The 16945-nt window shown below is 39.8% G+C and carries 13 protein-coding genes and 1 pseudogene; 4 read left to right on the top strand and 10 right to left on the bottom strand.

The window, feature by feature from the left end:
- Positions 1-204 precede the first annotated feature (204 nt).
- The 3 genes from FTV11_RS11230 to efp form a co-directional block, all read right to left on the bottom strand.
- Positions 205-507, bottom strand: a complete 303-nt coding sequence (locus tag FTV11_RS11230) for a YbdD/YjiX family protein (protein ID WP_078190160.1) — start codon at positions 505-507, stop codon at positions 205-207.
- A gap of 13 nt (positions 508-520) precedes the next feature.
- Complete coding sequence (locus FTV11_RS11235; RefSeq protein WP_078190161.1) at positions 521-2623, bottom strand: carbon starvation CstA family protein; 2103 nt, start codon at positions 2621-2623, stop codon at positions 521-523.
- 194 nt (positions 2624-2817) lie between these two features.
- Positions 2818-3387 carry an elongation factor P gene (gene efp, locus FTV11_RS11240; RefSeq protein WP_067762759.1) on the bottom strand — a complete coding sequence of 190 codons (570 nt, stop codon included), beginning with the start codon at positions 3385-3387 and terminating at the stop codon, positions 2818-2820.
- Positions 3388-3775: 388 nt separating this feature from the next.
- Between efp and epmB the strand changes: the two genes are divergently transcribed.
- The 3 genes from epmB to FTV11_RS11255 are packed head-to-tail and all read left to right on the top strand — an operon-like array spanning position 3776 to position 8663.
- Positions 3776-4792 (top strand): EF-P beta-lysylation protein EpmB, encoded by a 1017-nt coding sequence (epmB, locus tag FTV11_RS11245; protein ID WP_180010399.1) that lies wholly within the window; start codon positions 3776-3778, stop codon positions 4790-4792.
- A 14-nt stretch (positions 4793-4806) separates the two neighbouring features.
- Entirely contained in the window at positions 4807-6552 is a 1746-nt protein-coding gene (locus tag FTV11_RS11250) for a GTPase (protein WP_180026452.1), read from the top strand.
- Positions 6534-8663 carry an EAL domain-containing protein gene (locus FTV11_RS11255; RefSeq protein ID WP_180063515.1) on the top strand — a complete coding sequence of 710 codons (2130 nt, stop codon included), beginning with the start codon at positions 6534-6536 and terminating at the stop codon, positions 8661-8663. Before FTV11_RS11250 ends, FTV11_RS11255 begins: the two co-directional genes overlap by 19 nt.
- Before the next feature lie 82 nt (positions 8664-8745).
- Here FTV11_RS11255 and rpmE read toward each other — a convergent pair whose 3' ends face one another.
- The 6 genes from rpmE to FTV11_RS11285 form a co-directional block, all read right to left on the bottom strand.
- Positions 8746-8970 (bottom strand): 50S ribosomal protein L31, encoded by a 225-nt coding sequence (gene rpmE, locus FTV11_RS11260; RefSeq protein ID WP_078190165.1) that lies wholly within the window; start codon positions 8968-8970, stop codon positions 8746-8748.
- Positions 8971-9187: 217 nt separating this feature from the next.
- The gene (locus tag FTV11_RS11265) at positions 9188-9334 is read right to left on the bottom strand and encodes a hypothetical protein (protein WP_180026454.1); all 147 of its coding nucleotides are present in this window, start codon (positions 9332-9334) and stop codon (positions 9188-9190) included.
- A gap of 118 nt (positions 9335-9452) precedes the next feature.
- Positions 9453-9659 carry a hypothetical protein gene (locus FTV11_RS11270; RefSeq protein ID WP_180026455.1) on the bottom strand — a complete coding sequence of 69 codons (207 nt, stop codon included), beginning with the start codon at positions 9657-9659 and terminating at the stop codon, positions 9453-9455.
- Between the two features lie 51 nt (positions 9660-9710).
- On the bottom strand, positions 9711-10685 hold the full coding sequence (locus tag FTV11_RS11275; protein WP_180026456.1) for a bile acid:sodium symporter family protein: 975 nt from the start codon (positions 10683-10685) through the stop codon (positions 9711-9713).
- A 223-nt stretch (positions 10686-10908) separates the two neighbouring features.
- A complete protein-coding gene (gloA, locus tag FTV11_RS11280) occupies positions 10909-11310 on the bottom strand; it encodes a lactoylglutathione lyase (RefSeq protein WP_078191833.1) in 402 nt (133 codons plus the stop codon).
- 197 nt (positions 11311-11507) lie between these two features.
- On the bottom strand, positions 11508-13652 hold the full coding sequence (locus tag FTV11_RS11285) for an MFS transporter (protein ID WP_180074010.1): 2145 nt from the start codon (positions 13650-13652) through the stop codon (positions 11508-11510).
- A gap of 205 nt (positions 13653-13857) precedes the next feature.
- Here FTV11_RS11285 and FTV11_RS11290 point away from each other — a divergent pair, with 205 nt between their 5' ends.
- Positions 13858-16506, top strand: a complete 2649-nt coding sequence (locus tag FTV11_RS11290) for a Lon protease family protein (RefSeq protein WP_373685421.1) — start codon at positions 13858-13860, stop codon at positions 16504-16506.
- A 129-nt stretch (positions 16507-16635) separates the two neighbouring features.
- On the opposite strand, the pseudogene FTV11_RS11295 reads toward FTV11_RS11290, so the two are convergent.
- Positions 16636-16945: pseudogene (locus tag FTV11_RS11295) on the bottom strand (IS4 family transposase); the annotation flags it as partial.

Below are 16945 nucleotides of genomic sequence, written 5' to 3' on the forward strand. Positions count from 1 at the left end.
ATGAATGACTAACATACAGGGTTTTATTTAAAAATACAGTGTTTATCTCCAATCTATACCCAGTTCAATACTTTAAATACATACGCTTGATATTTATTGAGTATACAAAAGCGTTGTTATCGCTTCGACTGATCACAAATCAGTAATAAAAAAAGCGTCCCGAAGAACGCTTTTTTTATTGGATTTTTAGCACAAGTCAAAGCATTAGCAAGGACACTTCTTCATGTCACCACCAGCTGATGGATAACGTGCATCTACACAGTGACGATAAAATGTTTTTGCATCCATCGCTTCCAAATCAGGATGATGTTTTGCCATATGTTCCAAATAGTTTTGGTAATCTGGCACACCCACCATCAGGCGGAAGCTTTGCTGTAAACGTTGCCACAACGTCGCAATACGTGACCAATTTTTCGGGTTCAGAATTAGATCCTTCTGCGACATAATGGTCATTTTAATGATTTTATAAATCACCGTTTTTCCACTTTTTGCAAACTTCAGGTTCATTCATATTCCCCTATTAATGTGCTGAATTTGACGGATTAATTTCAGCTGGGTCACGGTAAATTGCTTCTGCTTCATTCACCGATGGATTTGGATTTGCCAAGGCACGACGCACCACACCAATCGCTGCAAATAACATCACAAATGCCACGATCATAAAGAATGCACAAAGACCGGCATTGATTTGATTCGACAATGCAACCGTATGCATTTCTGCCATGGTTTTCGCAGGTGCCAACAATTCATTTTTCGCAATGGCTGCATTAAAACGATCTGCCTGAGCCAAGAAACCAATCTTTGGATTTTCGTGGAAAATCTTCTGCCAACCAGCGGTCATTGAAGTAATAAACAAGAATACTGTTGGGATAATCGTCACCCAAACATACTTTTGTTTTTTCATCTTGAATAAAATCACTGTACCCAAGATCAAAGCCATCGCAGCAAGAATTTGGTTACCAATACCAAATAGCGGCCATAAGCTATTAATACCGCCGAGTGGATCAACCACACCTTGGTAAACGAAGAAGCCCCAACCTGCAACAGCTACCGCTGTACCTAACAGATTTCCGAAGAAATTATGTGAGTTTTTAACCGCAGGAACCACGATACCCACTGTATCTTGCACCATGAAACGACATGCACGCGTACCTGCATCCACAGCAGTTAAAATAAAGAGTGCTTCGAATAAAATCGCAAAGTGATACCAGAACGCCATCATTGAACGGTTATTAAAAATTTCCGTAATGATATGCGCCATACCAATCGCAAATGTTGGCGCCCCCCCTGTACGAGACAGAATCGAGTTTTCACCCACTTCTTGTGCAAGTAAGGTCAATGCTTCAGGTGTTACCACGAAGCCTAATGTACGAACTGCTTCTGCAGCGGACTCAACCGTTGTACCAATCACAGCTGCTGGCGCATTAATCGCAAAATACACACCAGGCTCAAGAATCGTTGCACAGACCAAAGCCATGATCGCAACAAAAGATTCCATCAACATGCCGCCATAACCGATCATGCGAATATCTTTTTCATTATTCACAAGTTTCGGTGTCGTTCCTGAAGAAACGAGCGCATGGAAACCTGAAATTGCACCACAGGCAATGGTAATAAACAAGAATGGGAACATTGAGCCTGCAAATACAGGACCTGTACCATCAATAAAATGCGTTACTGCCGGCATTTTCATTTCAGGTAAAGCAAACATAATCCCGATTGCTAAACCTGCAATAACACCAATTTTCAAGAAGGTCGATAGGTAATCACGTGGTGCAAGCAGTAACCATACGGGTAACACAGATGCTACGAAACCATAACCGATCAGCCACCAAGTCAGTTCAGTACCTGAAAGTGTAAAGAATGGCCCCCAGTACGGATGCTGTGCAATGTCACCACCATAAATAATCCCTGCCATCATCAGTACAAAACCAATGATTGACACTTCTGCAATTTTACCCGGACGGATAAATCGCATGTAGATACCCATGAAAATCGCAATCGGTACAGTGGCCGCGATACTGAAAACACCCCACGGACTGTTAGTCAACGCTTTTACAACAACCAAAGCAAGTACCGCAAGAATGATGATCATCACGCCAAGTGCACCAAGCATCACGATGATTCCGGCAAAAGAACCTAGTTCTTGTTTTGCCATTTCACCGAGTGAACGACCATCACGACGCGTTGAGATGAACAAGACTAAAAAGTCTTGAACCGCACCGGCAAGAACAACACCCACCAAGAGCCAAATTGTTCCCGGCAAATAACCCATTTGCGCAGCAAGGATCGGTCCGACTAATGGGCCTGCACCTGCAATCGCAGCAAAGTGGTGACCAAATAGAACGCTTTTATTGGTCGGTACATAATCCAAGCCGTCAGCTAAGCGATGGGCAGGCGTTAAACGTCGCTCATTCAGTTCAAAGACTTTATTGGCAATAAATAAACTATAAAAACGATATGCAATGCTATACACACAGATTGCTGCAAGGATCAGCCAAACTGCATTGACATGCTCGCCTCGACTGAGTGCTAGTATGCCGAATGAAACGGCACCTAGAATGGCTACAAACAGCCAGATAATCTTTGAAGCCATTCCTGACTTCGGTTGAATGGTTTCCATCTCAATCCCTCATAAATGTTGAAATAAATCAGCTTGATTTTTCTTGTTCGAGGTACTGCTGTTTCTTCCCTTGAAACTCTACTCCTGTTATAGGTTTTTTCATCTAATACTTTGGCATAAAAATTTAAACCAATAGGTATAAAAAAAGGGATGAATCACTTCATCCCTTTCGATAATAGTCTATTTTTAAACCATTATGCACGTTCTAAATAGTCACCAGTACGAGTGTCTACACGAACGCTTTCTTCTTGCTGTACGAATAATGGAACACGTACAACTGCACCAGTTTCAAGCTTAGCCGGTTTACCGCCACCGCCTGAAGTATCACCACGTACACCTGGATCAGTTTCAACGATTTTTAATACAACGAAGTTTGGCGCGCTCACAGTTAAAGGAACACCGTTCCAAAGCATGATTGTGCAAAGTTCATTTGAGTCATCTTTCAACCATTTAGCCGCGTCGCCCATAGCAACTTTATCAGCAGCGATTTGTTCGAAAGATTCTGGATCCATGAAGTTCCACATTTCACCGTCGTTATACAAGTAGTTCATTTCAACTTCTTGGATGTCAGCAGCTTCTAGTGAATCACCAGATTTGAAAGTTTTTTCTAAAACTTTACCAGTTTTAAGGTTACGTAATTTTACGCGGTTAAAAGCTTGGCCTTTACCTGGTTTTACGTATTCGTTTTCCATGATTGAACATGGGTTACCGTCAAGCATGACCTTAAGGCCTGACTTGAAATCATTCGTAGAATAATAGGCCATGACTGGCTCACTCCAAACTTACTAACTTTAATCTATAGATGCTATGGGCTGTAACATGTCATTTAGCAAGTACTGACTGTAACATTGGCTGCCACATGCACATTAATGTGATATTGCGTATTCTAAATGACCAATGCACCATGTCGCAACGAAAAAATCCCCATTAAAGGGGTCAAGCTGCTTAACTTACACTCAGACATTAAAGAACTTTGTTTATACAATGCCCACAAACAGGTAAAATTGCTGTTTACTGAAACTTAATAAATGTTTCGTAGGCTTCATCCGTTGTGAGCTTTATCGGAATTATTTCAGCTTACACTTAAAAGTTCGACGCATTAATTTCAGCAATATTCCCTACTCACCTTTCTGCATTTTTTAAACAATCGGCATGATAAACTATTTATTTCAAGAGCAAAACTGGCAAACCCAATTGAGTGATTTGATTACAAATCCTCAAGAATTACTCGATGTATTAGAACTTTCGCATGATCAGTTATTATCTGGTGCTCAGTTCGCAGCAGATGAGTTTCGCCTACGTGTGCCGCGCGCTTTTGTCGAAAAAATGCAAAAAGGTAATCCGCTTGATCCGCTTTTACTCCAAGTCCTACCGCATCATTTGGAACTTGAAGAACACGCCGGTTTTGTCACCGACCCTTTAGGTGAAGAGCAGGCTAACCAACAGCCAGGGGTATTACATAAGTACAAGTCTCGTTTTTTACTGACTTTAACCGGTGCCTGCGCGGTCCATTGCCGTTATTGTTTCCGCCGGCATTTTCCCTACCAAGAAAACCTGCCTAAAAATGACGATTGGGCAAACATTAAACAATATATTGAACAACAACCCGATATTAATGAAGTGATTTTAAGTGGTGGAGACCCGCTCACACTATCAAATCGTAAACTTCAAGTGTGGATTGAACGTTTATCGACTTTGCCACAAATTAAATTTTTGAGAATTCATTCACGAGTTCCTATCGTAATCCCCAACCGTGTCGATGAAGAGCTGGTTTCTAATTTAAAAAACAGTAGGCTACGCATTATTCTAGTGGTACACTCAAATCATCCATCAGAGCTAGATGACTTCACGTGCAGCCAGCTTCAACAGCTTGTCAAACAAGGAATCACCGTGCTGAACCAAGCAGTCTTATTAAAAGGGGTTAATGATTCTGCAGAAGTGTTGGTCGATTTAAGTTACCGCTTATTCGACGCAGGTGTAATGCCATATTATTTGCATGTTCTGGATAAAGTAAAAGGTGCTCATCATTTTGATACACCAGCTCAGGATATTGATTTAATTTATAAAAAAGTTTTAGAGAACCTACCTGGTTATTTGGTTCCTAAACTTGTACGGGAAATAGCGGGCGAAAAAAACAAGACACCGCTTTTTGGGGCTTCAACTTTTTGAGTTAAATAATAAAGATGACCACGCATACTTCAGATACGTTTTACAATCCGACTGAATTAAAGCTGGATAAATTAAGCTTTTGTCCGACCAATGCTAAAGGTCTGCAAGAGTGGTTAAACGGTATTTCAATTTTACAATTGGGTACCTCATCTAAAGCTTTATTCAATGCCTTACTTGAAATCTCCGAGCTGAAATGCCAAGAGATGTTACGTTTTGATTTGGTTCAAATTTTACATCCGACTATGGAAAGTGTGCTCACAAGCTTAGAAAAACACTTTACCAATCAAAGCCTCATTACCACGGATCGTAATGACCAAATCATTGAATTGGCGATGCTTTTACGCAGTCACTTTGCCAAAATCTATATTGATATTGCCAAACGATGTAATCAGCAGCTTAATCAACAAAAGTTTTCGATTTTTTCATTCGGCCATAAAAAAAGCTTACAAACCGCTCGAATTGCATCAATCTACTATGCGTTGCAACAACTGACACTGTTGTTGTATCAACAACATATGTTGTATGCCACACCGACTGCAGGTCAATGGATTGCGGCACATCAACTGATTGAATGTGCCATTGAACACAATTTCTATCAAAGTAATGTCAATCAATTACTTGGTACCCAGCATCAAATTGCAAATATTGCCCAAGCTTATGCACAATTGATCTTGTTAGATATTTTCAATAATCATCAGATTCGCCCTGCTGAAATTCAAGGTTTGTATTTATGTAGCTTTGACTGGGCAAAATTGGTTCAAATCTTACCGAAAGAAACCACACTTTCACGCTATATTGTGGACACGAAAAAAGATCACCCACCGATTTATAACTCGAAACAAGATCGGTCTTATCAAGCCAATGTGTACATTTCAACGCAAAACTTGCTCGATCATTTGACTGAAACGCAAACTAAGAATGCCAATTATCTATCTAAAAATGAAAAGTTATTCTTAACCCCAGCGCTATATTTCCATATTCATAATATTTTGACCAACAACACTGAACGTCGTCATGAGCGTTATGAATATTCTGCGCAAATTAATATTTGCTTTAGCTTAATGGTGGCGCATTTCTATCTCTCTAAAGGTAAAAACTTCCACGAAACTTTAGATTTAGAAGGCAATTATCAATTCCACAATGAAGCCTCTTTTGTCAATTCGCATGATTCAAATATGCCAACAGGCATGACTAATGCGAAAGCGCTAGATCGTGAAGCAAAACAGATTCATACTGCTGACGTTTTAGATATTAGTGTGAATGGTTATCGCATTAAATGGACTGGCCCTACCCCTGCTAATTTAAAAACCGGCGAATTTATTTTGATCCAAGAAAATGCTCAAAGCCAATGGCGTGGCGGTGTTGTTCGTTGGATCAAACAATCGACTGAAAAAAGTTTGGAATTGGGTCTCGAAGTACTGGCTCAAGATTTGTATCCATGTTCAGCCCATATTCGTACCGACCGCAATACAACAAATCATCAACCTGCTTTATTGGTACAGACCACACAACTTGATCAAGTGTCTACGACCTTAATTTTACCTGGGGCAAATCTCTTCCGAGAGAAACAAACGATCCACCTTCGCTTAGGCAAAGAAGACATCAAAGTCTATCTCACCAAAGCGCAGTTGGTGACACAAAGCTTTATTCGCTTTGAATATGAATTATTGAATGAAGAGCAAGAAAATGTCGTTAAAGACTATATTGCGAAACAGAGCAATGAGATCAAAAATAACGACTTATGGGAAGCATTAAAGTGAGAAATCCATTACTATCCAAAAAACTAAAACGTACGGAAACTCGATTACTCATTATTGATGATAATCAAATACGTTTTAACCAGATACGTGAATTATTGACAGACAGCGAACATCAAGTTCATGCCATATTACTTGATGATTTACAAAATTTCGAAAAACAGCTGAATCTCAATTGGGACTTGATCATTTTTGGACGTGCTTATGATTTAAAATATGAACAAGCTTTAAGTTTAGTTCAACTATCGAGCCAACCGAATTTACCGATTATTTTACTTAAACCCGAAGACTATCAAGCAGAACAATATGCAAGTTTAGTCAAAAAAGGGATTTATGACATTGTCGATATTGCTGAACCTGAGAGTTTCTATTTTGGTTTAATCCGTGCTTTATCCTTTAGTCGCCTACAACAATCTCAACAACATTTAATGGAAGAGCTTGAAACGGCTCAGATTCAAACCCAGTCTTTAGTTGAAGATAGTCGTAAAGCGGTTGCAGTGATTCAAGAAGGTATTCATATTCAAGCCAATGCTGAATATCTCACTTTATTTGGTCTAAAAAATGAAGACGATGTAATCGGTCTGCCCCTGCTCGATCTATTACAACCTTCTGACCTCAATGACTTTAAACAACGCTTTAAAAAAATCAGCCAAGGACAGCTCGACTTAGGACGTTTTGATCTTGATTCGCAAAATATCGCTGTGGCTGGGCAAAACCCACTAAAACTCGAATTTATTGCCGCAGCTGAAGAAGACGCGTTACAGCTCGCAATTGAAATTGGTAGTCAAAACAGTAATGCTGTTAGCAACGCGCCAGTTGAAGCCAGCCCACAAAAACCAAAAGCATTTCAACAACTCAACCGTATCATCGGTCAGCAACCTGCCAATGTAAATGCATTAGTGCTATTTACGTTGGCTTCTTGCTCAGATGCGATTTTTCAAAAAGATTGGAATACTTATAAGAGCTATTTCACCAATATTAAAGACTTCTTGAAAGATCAAACACATGCTCCATTATTTAGTTTAGACAATGGTGCAATGGTTGCCTTATTCCAAGCGGATAATCAGCTCAAACTTGAGTCTAAATTGATTGGTCTTAACACCCTGAGCAAACCTCAATTACTCAGTGTAAATAATGAAACTTATCCATTAAATTTACGCATGGGATACAGTGTTTTAGACAGCGATATTCGTGATGAAGCACATTTTGAAACCTTTGTTGCAAAAGCCTTTAATACTGCGCTACCTACCAACCAACAAGCGCCTGAAATCGATTTAACGATTCCATTAGAAATTGATATTCCAAGTTTGGATTTTGGTACACCAGAAGCGCAAATTGCACCGATTGTCGTTAGTGATGAAGCTCCTGTTATCAAGGCCCTTCGCAACTGCTTAGAACGCGGTGAAATTCATCTTAAATATCAACAACTGTATGATAAAGAAGATTCTCATCTTTATACTTATGAAGTAACCAGCGGCTTTATTTTTGAAAATAAATGGAAAGATATCGCCCAACTGCGTGAGTTAGCTGAAGACTCAGAGCTATCCATTAAGTTGGATCGTTGGATCTTGGTTGAATCGTGTAAACAGCTACACAACTTCATCACTCAGTTCCCTGAAGCTAAATTAATCGTTAACCTGAACAAAGAAGTGCTATATAGCGACCGCACCTTCCCTGAGTTTATTTCGAAACTGATTACGATTATTCGTAGTAAATTGAAAAATCCGTTAATTTTACAATTTGCAGAAGAAGACATTCAGCTCAATATCGATGCCGCTCAAAAAGCATTTGTTGAACTTCGTAAAAATGGTGCTGAACTGGCTTTACGCAATTTTGGTCATTCGATGTTTAGTGAATCATTATTACGTCAAATGGATGTTCACTGCTTAACATTAGATTCAAGTTTGACCAAAATGCTTGCAAACGATAAGTCATGCCAAGAGCTCCAAGAAAAAATTACCACTTATCATGAAATCAAAACTGTTGAAATCATGCTACGTGAATTAAATGACATGACCCTGTTTGCCAATGCTTGGAATGTCGAAGCTCGTTTTATTCAAGGTGATTATTTCCAGAAGAAACTCGACCATCTCATCGATGTTCAGGACCAATAAAGTTCTGAACATTACCGATTTAAGGTTTATCTTTTTATCGGCACAAAAAAACGGGCATAAAGCCCGTTTTTCGTTTTGGATATTAACGTTTGATAGAACGTGACATACCAGCAAAACGTTGTTTGAATTTGTCGATACGACCGCCAGTGTCAACGCTTTTCTGTTTACCAGTGTAGAATGGGTGGCAAGCAGAACATACGTCTAGATAAATAGTTTCTTTACCGAGAGCTGAACGAGTTTCAATTACGTTACCGCATGAACATGTAGCAACTAAAGTTTCATATTTTGGGTGAATATCGGCGCGCATCGTCGATTACTCCTAAGATTTAAGAAGGTTTAGCTGTCATCGCAATTGATCACTCTTGTATCGCTACAAGGAAGGCTTAAAAAAGCAGACCAACACCATAACAGACCATTCTTTTGGCCCACCGAGACGGATACCGTCAGAGCTAAGCACAACAAGTTGGGGCAAATTATAGCTGATTTTTTAATGTTAATAAATAGATATTCAAGGCTGAATCGCTCTACTCTTTGGGTTGAGCTTGCTCTAAATATTTCTGATATTGTAATTCGACTGTACGCTGAAATTGGGCTTGATCAAAATGGTTTAATCTTTCAATAAATGCAGGACAAAACGTCGTAGCATTTACTGACTGTAATGATCTGCTCATACCCTCTAAAATACTTTGAAGCTGCTGTTTAAATTGTGCATCGACTGACAGATCAACATCTTTTGCCTTTAATGGCTCTACACCATTAAAACGGATAGCCTGAACTGCAGCAATTAATTTAAGTTTTTGCAGCTTGATAAGCCTGATCTAATTCCGTATTGATCTGTGGTTGTCGATCACGACAAAAATCTAGCATTGACTGTAGGCTGATGAGCGGCATTTTTTCAATGACATCACGGTTACTATTTAAAGATAAATCCTCTTGAGCATGAACGACTGTGTTCAAATCCAAGAATAAAATGAAGAAGCCTCTTTTAATTTTCATGATTTTTTTTCATCTATATAAGGTATTTTAAAAGGACGTACTCATCTCGCCCTATTCTTGCCCACGGCTTTGTTTTGCCCAAAGGTTGGCAATCACACCACAGACCATCAACTGAATTTGGTGAAAGATCATAATCGGTAAAACTATCATCCCCATCGGCTGCCCAATAAATAAAATTTGTGCCATGGGCACGCCGCTCGCCAAGGTTTTTTTAGAACCACAAAAGAAAATCGTCTTTTGATCAGCTCGGCTAAAGCCCAACCAACGTGGTACATATAGCGCCAATAACATAATGATCGTTAACAAGGCAGAGCACGCCACAATCAATAGGAATAAGGTCATACCACTCACTTGATGCCATAGCCCTGCCACCACTGCACTACTGAATGCACCATAGACCACCATCAAAATTGAGCCCTGATCAAATACCTTCACGATTTTTGGCATTTTCTTCATATAAGGAAACACCCAAGGACGGAGGAGCTGCCCTAAAATGAAGGGAATCAGTAATAACAGGGTAATTTGGATAATAGATGCCGTCGGATCATAGTTATGTTGTGACTGACCAAGAATAAAATAGGCCACCATCACTGGGGTAATAAACATCCCAATAATATTTGAAAATGATGCACTACAGACTGCGCCAGCAACATTACCCTGTGCTACCGAAGTAAATGCAATAGAAGACTGTACTGTCGAAGGTAAAAAGCACATAAACAAAAAGCCCCAATACAACTCTTGCCCTAACATCGGCACGAGGATTGGTTTCGCCATTAAACCCAGTAATGGAAATAATGCAAAGGTAAAAGCAAAAACTAAAGCATGTAACTTCCAGTGCATAATGCCTTCAACCACAGCCTCACGAGATAACTTTGCACCATGGAGGAAAAATAAAATGGCAATTGCAGCCGTGGTAATATAGCCAAAGATTTCTGCAGCTTGACCACTAACAGGCAAAAAAGTCGCAAGTATGACCATTACAAAAAGTAGAATGGTAAAACGATCCAAAGCCAACATTTTTAGCATAACAACATCCTGTACAAATTTCCCTTTAAAGCTCATCGGCACAAAAATGCCCAATAAGCTAAATTTACCATTGAGTAAATTTCATCTTACTGGGCCATATAAATAAAGCCAGCTTTTCTCCGATATATTCATTATTTTAAACGTTGATAGTGAGCTCAACGCAAAAAAATTTATAAATAAGAATATTCAGAATTACAGATGACTTTAAATGAATAATTGCAGATTAATTATTTCGTGCATTTGAGTCTTGTTGGATCAACTCAATTTTATAGCCATCGGGATCTTCAACAAAGGCAATGACGGTCACACCACCTTTCATTGGTCCTGCTTCACGTACCACGTTTCCGCCACGTGCTTTAATTTCTTCACAAGCCTTGTAGGCATCATCTACTGCAATAGCAATATGGCCATAAGCGTTACCCAATTCATAACTCTCCGTATCCCAGTTATGCGTTAACTCAAGTACAGTATGATTTTCTTCATCACCATAGCCCACAAATGCCAAAGTAAAACGACCTTCTTCATAATCACGCTTACGAAGCAAAGTCATACCGAGTACTTCAGTATAGAACGCCAATGAACGCTCTAAATTGCCTACACGTAACATGGTATGCAGCATGCGCATAATCGAGTTTCCTAAATCTATCATTATGTCTGAATACTATAGGGATTTAACATGCAAAGTTCAATTTAAGTCTAGAACGCATATACCTGCTTATTTCAAATATCCTTGTCCAAAACCGCAGATATGCTTAGGCTATTTATAAGCTTAGATTAAAAAAGCCCGTTCAGATTGAATGGGCTTTTTTAATTTAAATTGAATTATGAATTGGATTTTTGTTCATGTTCTTTCAATAGCTTGGCGACCCAAACCACTAAAATCAAAATCGGAATACCAATTAAAGTCGTCATCAAGAAAAAGTTTGGATAACCGATATTGGTCACAATCGTACCTGAATAACCGCCTAAAATTTTAGGAGTTAAAGTCATTAATGAACTAAAGATGGCATATTGAACGGCTGTGAAAGAAACACTGGTCAAGCTCGATAAAAATGCAATAAATGCCGCACCAGCAAGACCTGACGCCAAATTATCAACAATAATCGCGAAATATAGCCACAGCGAACTATAAGACTTAATGACCTTACCTTTGATGTCCACATTTTGTTCAGCACTAGCCAAATTAATCGGTTGAATATCAACACCAAGCACACCCGCCATATTGGCCGCTGTATTCACTTGATATGCTAAATCGACACTCTTTTTCACTACATCATTTTCTAGCAGTTGAGCCGTTAATGTTTTTTGCTTTGCTGTTTCGAGCGCTTGCCCTGGAATTGCAGCACTAAAAACACCGGTTTTATCAAGCTTCGCGTCGAATGGTTTAGCATCCAAAATAATTTGAATTTTTTGATTTTCTTTTAACTCGCCTGCCAAGTATTGTCCACGGACCACGATACTATTTGCAGTCTCTTGAGCTGAAATCGTGTTATCTGAAGTCACTGGCAACAACATCATTGCTGAGTTTGCAAAAGCATTATTCAGATACGGCAAACTCACCTGTATTGGATGTTGATTCTTAGACTGATAATCCGCACTGACCTGAATATTTTGATCAGCCGCCAAGACTGCTTTTGGAATTTGAACTGCCCAAGCTCCCGTGTCATCCGGCGTCGCTGTATATTGCTGCCCTGCTACATTTACAGTGACATCGCTCAATGGCTGACCTGATTTGACCAGACCGATAAAAATCAAGTTTGTTGAACTTGCTAAAATCGCACCAACAAACATCAATTTCATAATGTTCATGCGCTGCGCTAGCAAACCGCCAAGGAAGCCGCCAACCAAGCTAAAAATCACACCATAGACTTTTACAGCTTCAGCAATCTGCTCTTTGGTGAAGTTTAAATCTTGATAAAACACATTAGAAATGACGCCGGCGATAATATCGGAAATACGGTAAAAACCAATAAGTAACAACAGCACTAAAGCCAGTTTTAGACCATAACGCTTAAAAAAATCTGCAACTGGATTAACCCAAGTTTCAAATGCCATCTGCTTATTTACAGCACCTGATTTCACTAAAACAGAACCGACACCAAAAGCAACCATAGCTGAACCAATAAAGCGTACAGCCTCTAAACAAAACAATGCAAATGAGTCTGAAATTTGCCACTGCTCTTTCAAGCTTTCAACCGCAACACCTGAATAGATATAACTCAAAACAAAAGCAACCACCGCAGCAAAAAATACAGCGACTAAACGATAATAGTCGGTCCGTTTATAATGCTTTTGTACACGGTCAACCTGCGGCTCACGTATCGATAAAGTTGTGATAATACCGATAACCATTACAGCAGCCATTGCAAGGTAAGTATATTTCCAAGCTTCATAAATATAGTTACCTTTGGCCGTGCCTAAATATGCCGCCAAAAATAACGCCCCTGCACCTGCCACGATCATGCCGATACGATAACCTGCATTATAAGTCGAAGCTAAAACGGTCTGCATTTCAGTTTCTGCCAACTCAATACGATAAGCATCAATCACAATGTCTTGCGTTGCGGCAGAAAAACCTAGCAATACAGCGCCAGCGGCCATTTGGTAAATATAGCTTTGTCCTAAAGCAGGATCTGAAAATGCCATGATACAAATTGCACAGATAATGAGAACCTGAGCGATCAACAACCATGCACGGCGCCGTCCGAGTTGTTTAGTTAAAAATGGCACAGGCAACTCATCAATTAATGGCGCCCAAACAAACTTAAATGAGTAGCCAAGCGCTGCCCAACTAAAAAAAGTCACTGCACTTTTATCAATTCCTGCTTCACCTAACCAAAGCGATAAACTGGAAAAGATCAGTAAAATTGGGATACCGGCCGAAAAGCCAAGAAAAAGCATAATCAGCGCACGTCGGTCTAAAAATGCAGTAAAAGCAGATTTCCATCCTGAAGCTTGTGTTGTCATGACTCAGTTATTTTTGTCAAAATCGAATGTTGCTATTCAAGCGCTTAATGACAACGGTTTCAACAACATTTATGAAATCATTGTTTTATTTTATCGATATTTCGCATGCTGTTGCTTGATCTTTGGCATTAAACCTGTATACCTTAATTACATATCTCTATTCTTTAGTTTTTTGGATTCAACAGTGACCCAGCGACTTGAACAAATTCACTCTTCTTTATCAACCACCATTAATGAAACCAACACAAAAAACTTAGCAGAAACAGTAACGACACTAAAGAGTGCTTTTGATCAACCCGAAATACAGAATACTTTAACTAAAACCCAGTTGCAGCCGCTTCAGCTGACGCATACGCCTGAGCTTAAAAAAATACCGACGTCTACCAAGCGGATCAAACCACTCAATGACTTTTTAGGACAAGATCGTGCCCGTGCTTCGGTTGAAGCTGGCATTGCATTGCCCTATTCAGGCTATAACATTTTTGCTGTAGGTACCGCAGGCTTAGGTAAGCGCACCATGATTAAGCGCTTATTACAACAACACGCTAAAAATATGCCAACGCCTTCAGACTGGGTGTATGTCAATAATTTCAAGTTTCCGCGTGAACCGATTGCGCTGAAACTTCCTTCTGGTCAAGCGACAAAATTCCAAACGTTATTACATCAAAGTTGGCAAACTATATTAAAACAGCTTGAACGTCGCTTCACCGCAGAAACCTATCACAATCGCATTGAAATGATTCGCCAACATGCTGGTGATGAACAACATCTTGCTTTAGTTGAATTAACCCGAGAAGGTGAAGAGCTCGATCTTAAACTGATTTCTCAGGATGATGATCATTGTTTCGTTCCCGTGCATTTGGTCGATAACAAATACCAAGAAATGTCCAAAGAAGACATCAATGCACTAAGCAGTAAACAACGAGCTGAAATTGCGTCAAACGTCCGTTATATGGATAAAAAACTTGAACGCCTTGGTCTACATCTTGGTGATCTTGAAGATGACGCACGCGATAAAGTTCAGGTTTTAAACCGTGAAATTGCTAAACAAGTCGTCATGCCGCGTATTGATGTAATTCAAAATAAATTCAGCATGGTTGAAGGCTTGGAAGATTATCTGAAGCAATATGCAGATGACATCATTCAAAATGTTGAGTTTGTGCTTGAGCAAGAAGAAGATGACTTTACACCTGGCCTATTTAACCGCGTGCCATCTCGCTACCAAGCTAACATTATCGCCACACACAAACCAAATGCTGGTGCGCCAGTTATTTTTGAAGATTTCCCAACCCATTACAATTTGCTAGGTCATGTCGAACAACTGACCCAAAATGGCACCATCACCACAGACTTTACGTTAATCCGTCCTGGTGCATTGCATAAGGCCAATGGTGGATTCCTCATCTTGGAAGCTGAACAACTTTTAGAGCAGCCTTATGCATGGCAAGGTCTAAAACGTGCATTAAAGTCAGGACATTTAAAGCTATCTTCACTTGAACATATGCTTACATTGACAGGCAGTATTTCGATTGAGCCTGAAGCTATTGATTTAAATATCAAAGTGATCCTGCTTGCTGAACCTGATATTTATTACGATATTTTAGAACTCGAACCAGAACTGGGCAGTGTCTTTAAAATTCGTGCCGATTTTACCGATACATTACAACGTAATGACATTAATGAGCAGGCATATATGCAGCTAATTGCTGATTATGTGCAAACAGACAAACTTCTGCCGTTTGACCGTACAGCACTTGCTGCACTGTTAACTGATTCAAGTCGTCAAGCTGAAGATCAAAGCTCTTTGTCATTACATGCCCTCACCTTAGGTGATTTGATTCGTGAAGCACATCATCATGCAGCCCTCGCTGGCGATAAAATGGTGACAGAAACACATATCAACACCGCTCTTGATCATCGTAAATACCGTCTAGGCTACTTACGTGAATTGTATTGGCAAGATCTCAGTCGCGGCACACAATTAATTGAAACCAAAGGTCATCGATTCGGGCAGATCAACGCCCTCTCTGTGATTCAATATGCAGATGTTGAATTTGGTTTACCGTCACGTTTAACAGCTTCGGTTTATCAAGGCGGTGGCGATATTTTAGATATCGAACGTAGCGTAGAACTCGGTGGTTCTCTGCATGCCAAAGGCGTCCTATTGATGTCGAGTTTCTTAAAGGCACACTTTGGTCGTGAACAAATTTTACATTTCTCTGCTGCCCTCGCCTTTGAGCAAAGCTATGGTCAAGTGGATGGCGACAGCGCAACTGTTGCAGAGCTTTCAGCTCTTATTTCCGCTATTAGCCAATTACCGATCGATCAATCTTGGGCAATCACTGGCTCCATGAACCAATTGGGTCAAGTTCAACCGATTGGGGGTGTAAATGCCAAGATTGAAGGCTTCTATGATGCATGTAAATTACAAGGGTTAACAGGCAAGCAAGGTGTGATTATTCCACGCCAAAATATGCAGCACTTAATGTTACGCAAAGATGTGATTGAAGCTGTGCAACAAGGTCAATTCCATATTCACGCCATAGATACCATTGACCAAGCATTAGAAATTTTGATGGCGCGTCCAGTAGGCACTCTTGATAAAAAAGGTCGTTATAGCAAAGGCTCAATCTACGCTGCTGTCATGGAGCAACTTGAGTACTGGCAAGCGATTGAAGACGGTGCTGAGCTTGAGGAAGAAGAGCCAAAGAAAAAGAAAAAAAAGAAGAAGTCAAAAAAGAATAAAGATAAAAAGGCAAAGAAGTCTGAAGCTCAAGACAGCACTGCTAAAAATGGGACTGCTGAAAACGAGCAACGTGTTGAAGAAAGTCCGACTGAAGACAATCCGTCATAAATCTTCGATGAGTTTATTCATTTGTTGATTTTTCCACCACCCTTTGTGCTTTAAATGCGTATGGGGATGGTGGAAAAACGCATAAACCACGACTTTTTTGATAAATAAGTCCTCTGTACACGACAAATTTCACAGAACCCTTATCCTATCAGGATTCTGCTTTCTTAAAATTGCCAAAATTTCCTTAAACTCTTCTTTTTTCCCAAAACCAATTAAACGCTGAATCGCCATTTGAACATAGTCTAAACCATAGCGAAATAAACTCATTGAGAGTCGTCCATGCTTCTTTATTTTTATCGCTTTTTTTTGATTATGTTGCCATTCACCCGTTAAGTAACACCAACAGAAGCTTATAGCTAACACCGCAATCAATTTTTTCACTCGTCTAGGGTCTGTCAAGCGCGTATTTTCAAGATTAAACCCGCGTCCTTTGAGACAA

It is taken from the genome of Acinetobacter sp. YH12231, assembly GCF_013417755.1.
GTDB classification, from domain to species: domain Bacteria; phylum Pseudomonadota; class Gammaproteobacteria; order Pseudomonadales; family Moraxellaceae; genus Acinetobacter; species Acinetobacter amyesii.